Annotated in this window: 7 protein-coding genes; 3 read left to right on the top strand and 4 right to left on the bottom strand. The window is 46.2% G+C overall.

Features of this window, described 5'->3' with window-relative positions:
- Nucleotides 1-7 precede the first annotated feature (7 nt).
- The 4 genes from B5Z18_RS02960 to B5Z18_RS02945 form a co-directional block, all read right to left on the bottom strand.
- A complete protein-coding gene (locus B5Z18_RS02960; RefSeq protein ID WP_159454170.1) occupies nucleotides 8-3,199 on the bottom strand; it encodes a SusC/RagA family TonB-linked outer membrane protein in 3,192 nt (1,063 codons plus the stop codon).
- A gap of 126 nt (nucleotides 3,200-3,325) precedes the next feature.
- Nucleotides 3,326-4,372, bottom strand: coding sequence for a FecR family protein (locus tag B5Z18_RS02955; RefSeq protein WP_079467901.1), 1,047 nt, complete (start codon nucleotides 4,370-4,372; stop codon nucleotides 3,326-3,328).
- Between the two features lie 88 nt (nucleotides 4,373-4,460).
- Nucleotides 4,461-5,021, bottom strand: coding sequence for an RNA polymerase sigma factor (locus B5Z18_RS02950; protein WP_079467900.1), 561 nt, complete (start codon nucleotides 5,019-5,021; stop codon nucleotides 4,461-4,463).
- Between the two features lie 40 nt (nucleotides 5,022-5,061).
- Complete coding sequence (locus tag B5Z18_RS02945) at nucleotides 5,062-6,030, bottom strand: hypothetical protein (protein ID WP_079467899.1); 969 nt, start codon at nucleotides 6,028-6,030, stop codon at nucleotides 5,062-5,064.
- A gap of 722 nt (nucleotides 6,031-6,752) precedes the next feature.
- Between B5Z18_RS02945 and B5Z18_RS02940 the strand changes: the two genes are divergently transcribed.
- The 3 genes from B5Z18_RS02940 (at nucleotide 6,753) to B5Z18_RS02930 (ending at nucleotide 12,390) form a co-directional block, all read left to right on the top strand.
- Complete coding sequence (locus B5Z18_RS02940; protein ID WP_079467898.1) at nucleotides 6,753-7,358, top strand: RNA polymerase sigma factor; 606 nt, start codon at nucleotides 6,753-6,755, stop codon at nucleotides 7,356-7,358.
- A gap of 66 nt (nucleotides 7,359-7,424) precedes the next feature.
- On the top strand, nucleotides 7,425-8,642 hold the full coding sequence (locus B5Z18_RS02935; RefSeq protein ID WP_079467897.1) for a FecR family protein: 1,218 nt from the start codon (nucleotides 7,425-7,427) through the stop codon (nucleotides 8,640-8,642).
- A gap of 211 nt (nucleotides 8,643-8,853) precedes the next feature.
- Nucleotides 8,854-12,390, top strand: a complete 3,537-nt coding sequence (locus B5Z18_RS02930; RefSeq protein WP_159454169.1) for a SusC/RagA family TonB-linked outer membrane protein — start codon at nucleotides 8,854-8,856, stop codon at nucleotides 12,388-12,390.
- The last annotated feature ends 5 nt before the right edge of the window (nucleotides 12,391-12,395 follow it).

Raw genomic sequence — 12,395 nt, 5'->3', positions numbered from 1 at the left:
TGCTGTATTAAAAAGTGACGTTAAGACCAATCATGTAAGTACGTGCCAGCGGGTAGGAACCATAGTCCTCTCCGGCTGTAAGTGCGTTTTCCGTACGGTTGCTGATCTCTGGGTTAAATAAAGAATATTTGGAGAAGGTGAACGGGTTTTGAACGGCGCCATAGATCCTCGCAGATGAAATGCCTGCCCTGCCCAGCATAGCGGTGGGGAAGTTATAGCCAAGCGCAATGTTCCTGATCCGTACATACGATCCGTCTTCCACATGCCAGGATGAAGTGATACCGTTACCGCCTGTAGCCAGCCTGTTGGCGCGGTTTACTTTACCATTCCCCGGATCTTCCGGAGAAACATAATGATCCTTTACCTCGCTGAGGTTATTGAAATTACCCTCTACATTGGCGATATAACGTCTGAAGAGATTGAGGATCTTGTTACCCTGGCTGCCCTGGATAGAAATACTCAGATCTACATTCTTATAACGCACCGTATTGCTGAATCCAAAAATGTATTTCGGCTGGAAACTGCCCACAATAGCCCTGTCGTTGGCATCTATCTTACCATCGCCGTTGATATCCTTAAATTTCAGATCGCCTACGTGTGTAGGATTGCTGGTTTTAGCGGATGTGTCCAGGTCGCGCTGATCCTTGTAAATACCATCTGCCACGTAGAGGTAGTAAGAACCGATGGTTTCACCAATTTTAGTAATGAAGTAAGTATTGCCGGTGCCGCCTGTGGCAATGATCGGAGCGCCTGAAGCACCTAACCTGGTTACCTTATTGGTGTTAAAGGCAATGTTGGCATTTCCTTCGAGTTGCCAGTCTTTCCCGATTTTTTTGTTATAAGACAGTGATATTTCCAGCCCTTTATTGTTTACTGCGCCGATATTCTGCAGATAGGTACTAAACCCGGATGCGCCGGGAACAGGCAGGTTGAGCAGCAGCTTGGTGGTTTTCGCATTATAGTAGTCAACCGTAAAGTTCAACATCTCGTTAAACAAACCTATTTCCAACCCGAGGTCAAAGCTGGCCATACTTTCCCAGGTGAGGTTGGGGTTAGCCGGACTGGTAACAGACACGCCGTTTACCAGCGTCTGGTTCCCCAGGATGTAGTTACTGTTAGCATTACTCATCTGTGCCAGCGATCCATAGTTCGGGATCTGGAAGTTACCGGTAAGACCATAGCTGCTCCTGATCTTTAAAGAACTGATTTGTTTTATGCTGCGGAAAAATGGTTCGTTGGAAACCTGCCATGCGCCTGATACCGCGGGGAAAGATGCCCACTTACGGTTGATACCGAAACGGGAAGATCCGTCGCGCCTGATAGAGGCAGTCAGGTAATATTTGTTGGCGTAGCTGTATTGCGCCCTGCCCAGCCAGGAGTTAAGGCTCCATTGTTCCAGGCTGGAACCGCCTGCATTTACCTGTCCCGCGTTCAGGGTAGTAACGATGTCCGTGGGAAAGTTGTTGGCAGTAAGGGTATTGTGTTCCTGGTTTTCTTTCTGCACCGTAAACCCGGTGAGTACATCTAATTTATGTTTACCAAAAGTTTTATTGTAGGTAAGCGTATGCTCGGTAAGCCAGTTGGTGTACATATCCGTGTTGGAGAAACCTGTGGCTACAGATGGCAGCGTACCGGAAGGAAGCGGTAAGTTGGACGGCCGGTAATAATCCCTGCGGAAACTGTTCAGGTCTGTGCCTGCAACAATGCGGTACTTCAGATTTTTAATGAATTCATATTCCATATAGGCATTCGCCGTTAAACGGAAGTTTTTGATCCGGTCTTTCACCAGGGAAGCTACTGCTACGGGATTCAGCTGGTTGGTTTGTCCGTATCCCCATACATTCACCGAGTCCGCAAAGGTACCATCAGGGTTACGCACCGGGAAAATAGGAGCATAGCCCAGTGCCAGTGCAATTACGCCGGAATTAGGCGCAAACCAGGGGCCTTCCGCATTCACCAAACGGTTGTCGGTATAGGAAGGCGTCATGTTCACACCAAAGTGGAATTTACCGGAGCCGCCATCAACACGGAAGCGGCTGGAATAGCGCTTGTAGTTGTTGTTGATCACGATACCATCCTGGTTAAAGTAGTTGGCGGAGAAATAGTAGGAAAGATCTTCGTTGCCGCCGGATACGCTAACCGTATGACTTTGCATGGGTGCCTGCCGGAAAATTTCTTTTTGCCAGTCGGTATTGGTGAGCCCGGGTTTACCTTCCAGGTAAGGAAGTATCTGTGGCGGAATCCGGGTAGAAGGATTTTGTGGTCTTACACTGTTTGGATCTGTTGGTTTGCCGGTAGGCACAGCATCCAGGTAAGCGTTATTATGGCCTTCATACACGAGCTTTGCATAATCATATGCGTCCAGTACATCCACATGCTTGTTTACTTCCTGCAGGCCATAACTGCCGTCGTAGTTGACAGTCATTTTACCGGCTTCTCCTTTTTTGGTACGGATCAGTACCACGCCGTTGGAGCCCCTGGAACCGTAAATGGCGGCAGATGCAGCATCTTTCAGCACATCGATGGACGCAATATCATTCACATTGATAGATGCCAGCGGGTTAAAAGGCTGCTGATAATTATTTACACCGGGAGAAGCGCTGCGGGTATCGTTGGTAATAGGCAGGCCATCTATAACAAACAACGGATTATTGCCGGCACTGATAGAACCTACGCCACGCACGCGGATAGAAACATTCCCGCCGGGTGCGCCATTGGTTTGCATCACCTGGATACCGGCCATTTTACCGGCCAGCGCCTGGTCAAAAGAGGTAACTGCCTGCTGTTTCAGGTCAGACGAACGGAGCGAAGATACGGAGCCTGTCAGCTCTTTTTTTGTACGTGTACCATAACCCACTACCACCAGTTCATTCAGTCCTTTGCTGGCCTCTTTCATACGGATCAGCAACAGGTTGCTGTTCCCGTCTTTTACCTGGAACCCGTTTAACAGGTTGTTTTCATAACCAATAAAACTAAACGTAAAATCATACAGGGCACCGGTTTTCATTCCCTGTAATCTGAAAACCCCTTTTTCATCTGTGGTGGTGTTTATCTTATCGCTGCCATTACGCTGTTTAACCATTACAGACACGCCGGGCAGTGGTTCGCCACCTTCACTCATAACACTACCTTTAATAGTTACGGCGATGTCTGTGTCCTGCGCATGGGCATGCAGTACACAGCTGAACACTAAAAGCACACAGAGGTACCTTTTTAAAAGTCTGATCATTTTTTGACAGGTGTTAGTTAAAGTTTAAAAATAGATAGCCTGGCACGTGCACATGCTGCAGGTGTTAATGCATTATATAGCTGTAGATGAATGATGTTATCTGATCTTCCTGATTGACATATTTCCCTCTCCTGGTGTAAGTTCCAGGTTGTTTAGCTGACAAATAACTTGCAGGATATTCTGTAATGAATCTGTTTTTAATATCTGGCCGGTGAAATAGGCGCCGTCAACATCGCTTTGCTCATAACGGATGTTGATGCCAAAAGCAGTTTCAAGTTTACCGAGTACACTGTCCAGTGGCGCATTATTGAATGCCATCAGTACCGCATGTTTTGTGTCAGCATTTCCTTTGGCAGAACGTGCTGCACCGGCCGCTGCTTTCGCTACTGAATACTGATGCAGGGCGCTGTCGAAATGAAATTCCTCGCCAGGTTGTAAATAAATATCTTCTCTAGTAGTGCCATCTTTTGTACGTACCAGTACTTTACCCGTTTCCAGTTTTACAGTTACCATCTGCGGATGCTGCGCATCTACCGTAAACAAGGTTCCCAATGCCATCGTAACAGTATTGCCGGCAGATACTGTAAACGGATTATTCCTGTTTGCTTTCACATTAAAAACGGCCTTACCCTGCAGCGTGATATTGCGTACAGCGCTATCTGCATACAACAAAGCGGCGCCCGGTTCCATTGTTACCAGGGAACCCTCCGGCAAAGTGATGGTCACTGTTTTGAGGGTAGTATTGCGGATGAACTTCACATGCTGCTGCACCACAGCAATATTGCCGGACCCTTTTTTCTGCAGGTTGCTGTAATACATGGCAACGAGGCCCGCCAGCAATATCAATCCGGCAACAGCTGCGGCATATGGCAGTAACCTGCTGTGCCAGCTCCGTGTTGGCAAACGCTGTATTTGTGCCTCCTGCGCTTCCATCCTGTTATGGAGCTGCATTAATATAGAAGCAGTTTTTTCAGGTGTCAGCGTTTGCTCGCCGGTGATCACTGCGCGGTCAAAGGCTTCCCGCAGCGACTGCCGCAGCACTGCGTCTTCTTCCTGCTCCAGCATTGTTTCCAGGAGCACCACGTCGGACGCGGTAGCCTTTCCGTCTTTTATTTTCTGTATCAGCGCAATAATCTGTTTCATATCTTTCAGGTATAAAAAGTAAGAAGAGGGGAAAAAGAGGGGATAGGTATAGGTTACGGAATTGTTAACAAAAAAACAGGCGTTCCTGTTACAGGTAAATAGTAAGGAAAATAGCCCCCAAAACCGGTACAGTAGGCTGGTTGGAGGCAATGTAAGAGCGGATGGACTCAGAAGAGGACTGGAGATATTCTTTTACGGTATGATGTGAAATGCCGAGAATACGGGCGGCCTCATTGGCAGTTTTACCTTCCAGACGGCATAGCTGGAACACTTTCTTTTTACGGGGAGAAAGATTTTCGATCGCCTCGTCGATCAGCGTCAGCCGGCTTTCCCGGAGGCCCGGACTATCCTCTTCCATTGTATCCCGGATAGCAGGATATACGGACAGTTTTGATTTTTCGAGGGCCAGCTTCTTTAAATACTGCAATGATTTATTATAGCTAACTGCAAATAACCAGTTGCCGGCTCCCTGTGTAAGGTCCAGCTGGTGGCGACTGTCCCAGAAGCTGAGAAATACTTCCTGCAGGATGTCTTCCGCAATATCATGCCGGTCAACCAACCGGCAGATGTTCTTAAAAACTGCATGGTGATACTGATGATAGATGCTATCAAATGCCATCACGTCTACTGGATTCAAAAAGGAAGTCAAAGCGGTGATTATTTATTTTATCGAAAGTAGCAGGACAATGTTACTCCAACGTTAAATCCGTGAAAGCAGCAGTTTCTATAATAACATTAACGTCGCCTACACTTTTATTGTCAGTGGATGTGGCGGTACAACGCAGCTTAAACCGGTTATTGGTATAAGCTTCCTGTTTAACATGCAACACTACTATTTCTCCTGAAAACCCCAGGTTATCTGCCAGTAAAGTCATTTCCCTGACATACATTTTTAATGACTTATCGTCAGTGATGTGATGAATATAGGCAGCAGCCAGGTCCAGCAGTGTATTCATTAGGATGGCTACCGGCATCGCGGGAAAGTGAGGGAAGTGTCCTGCGCAATAATCATCCTGTATTTTGCCTAACGAAGCAGACGCTGAGAGGGCGGAAAACTGTACATCAAAAAGCTGCTTCTTTTGATGATACGGATTCTTTAATCCGAAATCCGGTATTTCTTTATGAAAATTGTAATACAGCCGTTCGAATATTGCATGAGGAACTACATGGAAACTGTTTTCTATTCCACAGATAAGTTGATTGTCTTCATCAAGCAAACAGGCTTTTATATTTGCCATTCTTTTACTGAAAAAAGTACAGGTTGCTGTTGCCACTAATTTCTTTCCCGTGTAATGTGTTTTTTCAATGGCCCTTTTGTATGTTCCGCGATGGGCAAGATAGTAGTGCTTTTGTTTTACGGGGTTGCTCAATGCACAGCATACCGATCCCAGGATAGCAAGATGCCTGCATGCCTCCGCCGCACCGATGGGGAAGATCTCATCTCCCAAAGGTTGTTCTACTTCTATACTGGCGGTCGCAAAATTGCCGGCATAAACAATTACATCCTTCAGGGCATAATAAGGTTCATGAACATCTATCAGTTTAAAGATCTCTTCCTTTGATAATATTTTGATTGAATTTCCGGTATGGTTTAACGCAATGGCTTGGGATTGGATCTCCACCATCTCTTTACTTTGGATTGTTTGCAGGCTTTCCATAGTTTGTGTATTTCGGTTTTAAATGGTTATTTGAGGACATAAAAGTATACTACCGCCACAGGATGCGGACCGTTTTGTCTGATACAAAAATATGCATGGTAGTTTACCTGCATAGCAGGAACTATTCACTTGTGCGGTAATGCCGCCTGTAAGATAATCTGTGGAAACCGGTTAGGCGTCCGTGGTTATTGATTGAGTAAATGAATGCAAACAACTGGCCTTCGGGTAACGGTAAATGTTATATAGTGTTGATATTTTTACAGCGTGGTAAGCATACTGTATAATGCAGCCGGTGAAGGATGCAGGGTTCTTAGGATTTGTTATTTACTATCGCTACGCACGAATCAGCTGTTCTTTAAAATTAATTAGTTTTGCTAATAATACAAAATGTAATATTCCTTTATACAGAACTTTCCCGGATGCTATTGCCTGAATAACCGGTACCATTTATTTTTGTCGAAATGACAATAATTTGTGAAATTGGCCGGTAAAATAGTATTTTACGGCTTATCCCGGAACAGTGGCAGTATAAAGCAGATGGATAGTTTATAGCGGCAACCATTATAACATAATAAAGGGAATCCATTTTTAAGCGTCAACCAACAATGCCGGTTATGATCCGGTTGTTCCTTTCATGATGAATAATCCTAATTAAAAGCAGGCACGGATTGATTGCCGGCTTCATGATTATTCATTTTTTAAAGTATATCATATAAGCGGGGATGGAGCTGATTAAATCGTTTGAACGTAGCCAACCATACGGAGAAGCTGAACTGCTGCAACGGCTTGCTGTTGCTGATGAAGCGGCGTTTTCTGTTGTTTTCAGAGAGTACTATGCCGTTTTGTGTGCTTTCGCACAAAAGATTATCCGGGAAGCTGCTGATCCGGAAGATCTGGTAAATGAAGTGTTTTTAAAATTATGGAACAGGCGCCAGGTATTTGAAGATATCAGGCACCTCAAGGATTTTTTGTATAAATCTACCCGCAATGCCTGCTTTGATACCATCAAGGGTTCTATCCACAGTAAAGAGCGGCAGGCCGTATTTCTTGGAACCCAGGCGGAGTGGGAAACCGCGGCAGATCTTGAAATGATTCGCCTGGAAGTATTCAATGAACTCCATCATGAAATCAACCAGCTACCGGAACAATGCGGTAAAATTATACGTATGGGTTATATCGATGGCCTGAAAAACGATGAAATTGCCCGTGAGCTGGGACTGTCTGTACAAACCGTAAAAAACCAGAAATCGAGAGGCGTGATGTTGTTAAAACGCCGGCTCCCACCGGAAGTTTTTGTTCTTCTCCTGCTGATATCTGCCCATTCATAATTTTTTTCAGATTGCTTTGGTACTACCAGGTTATCACGTCGTATTAATGGAAAGCGCAGTGCCAACATGGATGAACCAAAATCAAATGCCCTTTTTATAGCGGGCCTTCTCAGCAAGCATCTAAAGGGAAACCTGACCCCGGAAGAGGCGTCGGAGTTACAGGCGTGGATCGCTGATAATGAGCAGCGCCGGCAGTTATGGGATGATATTAATGACGCAGGCGTTCAACAGGTGGCGCTAAAGCTGATTGCACAGTATAATGAAAACGAAGCACTGGAACATTTTCTGGCCAGGCATTCACCGCATACACAACCAGCACCGGAGCAACGGATTCCTTTCCTGCAACGATGGAAATGGGCAGCAGCAGCTGCGGCTATTATATTTATGGCCGGCGCCTTATACTGGTTCCAGTCCCAACGGCAGGCTCCCACCGGTTTTACAAATAATGCACCGGTAACGGATATCTCACCCGGTAAAAATGGCGCTATACTGAAATTAGCAGACGGTTCCAGCATTGCACTGGACAGCCTCGCTAATGGGGTGGTAGCCACGCAGAATGGCACTCCCATCGTACTCGATAATGGCGCGCTGGTATACGGCCGGGGCGGAAACAAAAACAATGAAATTGCCTATAATATAATTACGACCCCAAATGGTCGCCAATTCCGGGTAGCCTTACCGGATGGTACGCAGGTGTGGTTGAATGCCGCCAGCTCTATCCGCTATCCTACGGTATTTGACGGTAAGCACCGGAATGTGGAGATCACCGGAGAAGTATATTTTGAAGTGGCGCCGGATGCCCGCACACCATTCCAGGTAACCGTGTTGAACAACGCCCGTATTGAAGTACTGGGCACCCATTTCAACGTAAATGCCTATGCAAATGAAGAAAGTCAGCATACCACCCTGCTGGAAGGCGCGGTGAAAGTGATATCGCTGAAAGAACACGCATCAGATCTCTCCCGCAAGGGCATAGTACTCCGTCCCGGACAACAACTGCAATTGTCGGAAATACCCAGGGTTATCGATAATGCAGACATCGATAAAATCATGGCCTGGAAAAACGGTCTTTTCGATTTCGACGGAATGGACCTGAAGTATGCCATGAAACAGATTGCACGGTGGTACGATGTGGAAATCGTATACAGGGGCACTGTACCCGATATTAAATTTTATGGAAAAATCAGCAGGAATATAAGCCTGGCGGGCCTCATCAAAGGTCTGAACAGCACAGGAGTACATTTAAATATTGAAGAGGGCAAACGACTGGTAGTCACACAATAATCATCATCATAAAAAAGATTGTCAAACAGGATTAGCCGGAAAAACAAAAAGCCGGAAGCAGTAGGAGCGCTTCCGGCAGGTAGCCGGCTAAACTAAAATTTCGGTGTAACGAATTTTTTATCAACCAAACCACAACAAATTTATGCAAAAAATCGCTCATGTAGATCGAAAGGGATTCCTATTGCCGGTCCCCATACAAATATTGCGGATTATGAGAATTACTACCTTCTTCCTCTTCGCGTCCTTACTGCATGTTTCCGCAAAAAGTTCATCACAGGCGGTCACTATTTCCGGGAAGGATATTCCTTTGAAAAAGATCTTTGCAGCCGTTTATAAACAAACCGGCTTCGTGGTATTCAGCAACGACCGGTTAATGGAACGCGCTACCCCTATCACCATTAACGCCAGGGAAATTCCTTTACAGGAGTTCCTGGAAAACGTATTTAAAAACCAGCCATTAACTTTTTCTATCGACAGTAAAACTATTTTTCTTGCTGAAAAACCAATCCAGCAGGAGCATATCACGTTTTCAGATTCTACCGTGATCCCTTTGCTGAAAGGTAAGATCCTGGATTCGGCAGGACTTCCTGTACCGGATGTAACGGTAGCCGTGCGGAATACAAAACTGATGGCGGTTACAGACATCCAGGGGGATTTTTCTTTTGTAAACGTACCCCGGAATGCCACGTTGGTAGCCACTAATATTGCTTATCAGCGAAAAGAATTAAAGCTGGAGGGGCGAAGCACGGTCACATTCCGGCTCTTTGCGGAAATCAGGAAACTCGGGGAAGTACAGGTAGTAGTGAATACCGGCTATCAGGCGCTCCCGAAAGAAAGGGCTACCGGGTCATTCGGCGTGGTTACCGGGAAACAGCTGGCGCAGGTACCGGTAGTGAGTATCCTGGAGCGTTTGCAGGGCATGGTGCCCGGCGTGGATATTTCTACCAAAACCACCGCGGGCAAAAGCCGTAACGGGTCGGTGAGAATCCGCGGTTTGTCCACTATTGTAAGTCAATACACCAAAGTAAGTTTAGATCCACTGCTCGTAATAGACGGATTCCCCTCACAGGTGTCCATCGCCAATGGTGCACTGGATCTGCTCAACCCGGATGATATCGACCAGATCACTTTCCTGAAAGATGCGGCAGCGGCCTCTATCTGGGGTATCCAGGCAGCCAATGGCGTAGTTGTAGTGGTTACAAAGAAAGGTATGCGTAACAGCAAACCGGTTTTCAGTTTCTCCACCACGATGGGTACCAGTAGCAGACCCAGTCTTGGTTATGGAGAAATGATGTCGGTATCACAGTATGTCGACCTGGAAAAAGAACTGCTGGAGAAAGGACGATACAATGATCCGGTTCCGCGCAGTACGCCGGGAAGCTATTACCCGGAAAATAACAGCCAGGTACAGGCGATCTTTTTCAAGCAAAAACGTGGTGAAATAACAGAAGCTGAAATGAACGCACAGCTGGCGGCATTGGGCGCTACGGATAACCGTTCGCAGATGGAGAAATACATGATCCAGTCGCCCACCACGCAACAATATAATCTTTCCATTTCCGGCGGGGGAGTAAACAGCTCTTACTTTTTGTCCGGTTATTTTTATAAGGAAGACCGTGTTTATAAAAGTAATATGAACAAGGGATATTCCCTGAGAGCAGGCAATACCTCCAGTTTATTGAACGGGCGTGTTACCGTAAGCACTGACCTGACTTTTGGAAATACCAGGGATAAAATAAATAATGCTGCTGTAACGGCAATGAGCACGGTATCCGGTGGTATGCGGCCTTATGATATGCTCAAAGATGCAGCGGGTAATAACATCCGTTACGATCTGCTTACTATTCCATCAACCGCCAGGTATCTTGAAGGTAAAGGATATCTTCCGTTTGGTTATTCTCCCATCGAAGAACTGCAGTATTCCAATACCCATAATACCGCCAATAGTCTGGCATTGAATGTGGCCGTAAATGGCAACATCACTTCCTGGCTGGGAGTGGGCGTTTCGGGTAATGTGGGCAGAATGTTTACGGAATATGAGCAGTACTGGGAACCAGATAGCTACGACGCCAGAATACTGGTGAATAAGGGAACCAGTCTGAGTCCTACCGGCGCCCGCGTGTATGGCGTGCCTCCGGGCGGAAGACTGGATCTTGGCAGTGGCCTGGGGAAAAGTTATAACCTGCGCGGACAGATCAATGTAAATAAGAACTGGAACGACAGGCACCAGCTGAATTTAGTGATAGGTAACGAGATCAGGGAATCCTATAATAAAGGCAGCGGGGAAATGCGTTATGGTTATGATAAGTCCATCAATACTTTCCGTAGTGTGAATCCTTTTGTTGGATTTAAAGACATCTATGGCATAACGCAGTCTATCGGCGCCACTTCCAGGCCAGTCACAGAAAAAACCACCCGGTCGCTGTCGTACTATGCGAACGGATCTTACACCTTTGATAATAAATATACTGTTTCAGGAAGTGCGCGTTTTGACGATTATAATCTGTTGGGGGTTGAACGGCGTAAAAGAGCCATCCCATTATGGTCAGGTGGCCTGAAGTGGAATATTGGCAAGGAAGAATGGTTCAGTAATATCAGATGGATGGATCAGCTGGCAGCACGCTTCACCTATGGCTTCAGCGGGAATGCACCGCAGGGTTATGCGCCGGTTACCACTATCAGTTTGCTGGGAGCAGATTATTACACCAACTATCCCTACGGTGTGATTGCCAATCCTGCAATGGAAAACCTGGGATGGGAAAAAACCAGGATGATTAACTGGGGTCTTGATTTTTCCTTCTTTAAAAACCGGGTATTTGGTTCGGCAGAATATTATAAAAAACATACTACAGATATCATCTGGCAGATGCCTATTAACGGTACTTATGGTTTTACGTCTACTTTATTTAATACGGCTAACCTGGAAGGACACGGGGTGGATCTGGGCGTCAATGTAGTGCCTGTGTTGAATAAAAACTGGAGGTGGACGGCTACTATCAATATGTCTTACAATACGAACATCATCAAAGATCCACGCTTCGAAAAACCCACTACTTATTTTGCACCGGAGATGTTGTACTCGGGTTACCCCACGGATTACCTGTTTACCTATGCCTGGGCAGGACTGGATAATACCGGCCAGTCGCAGATCTATAACGGCAATGACCGTTCCAAGAAGTATTCTGTAATGGAGTCGCCATATGAGAACGTCCGTGTTTATTCCGGACGTACCACCTCTCCGTGGTTTGGAAGCTTCAGTCACTCGGTACAATACAAAGGCTTCGACCTGAACGTGCAATTCCAGTGCGCTTTCGGCGGTGTTTTCCTGAAGCCGTCTATCCAGGACGTAGGCTATAGTAATAATGTTTTTGTAGGAAGAACCGGTGATCTGGCGAATCGTTGGAGAAAGCCGGGCGATGAGGCTTCTACCAATGTTCCCGGGCTGATATTTGGCGCCAATACCAATTTTTATGCGAGCGTTAACCGGTATATAGAATCGGACCTGCTGGTAAGAAGCCGCAGCAATATCAAATTGCAACAGGTGATGTTGTCTTATAACATCCCTGCTGCTTTGCTCGGAAAGGTAGCAATGAAGAGCATGACCGTTTCTGCAGTGGCCCGCAACCTGGGTATGATCTGGGCGGCCAATAAGGAAAAGCTGGATCCCGATTACCTGTACAAAACAGGGAATAACTACCAGCTTCCTCCATTAACCAATTATTCTTTCAGAGTTGCACTGAGTTTCTAATTCAT

The organism is Chitinophaga ginsengisegetis, assembly GCF_900168065.1.
Classification (GTDB): domain Bacteria; phylum Bacteroidota; class Bacteroidia; order Chitinophagales; family Chitinophagaceae; genus Chitinophaga; species Chitinophaga ginsengisegetis.
The sequence above is the reverse complement of the archived record's forward strand: the minus strand, read 5'-3'. Positions and strand labels throughout refer to the sequence as shown.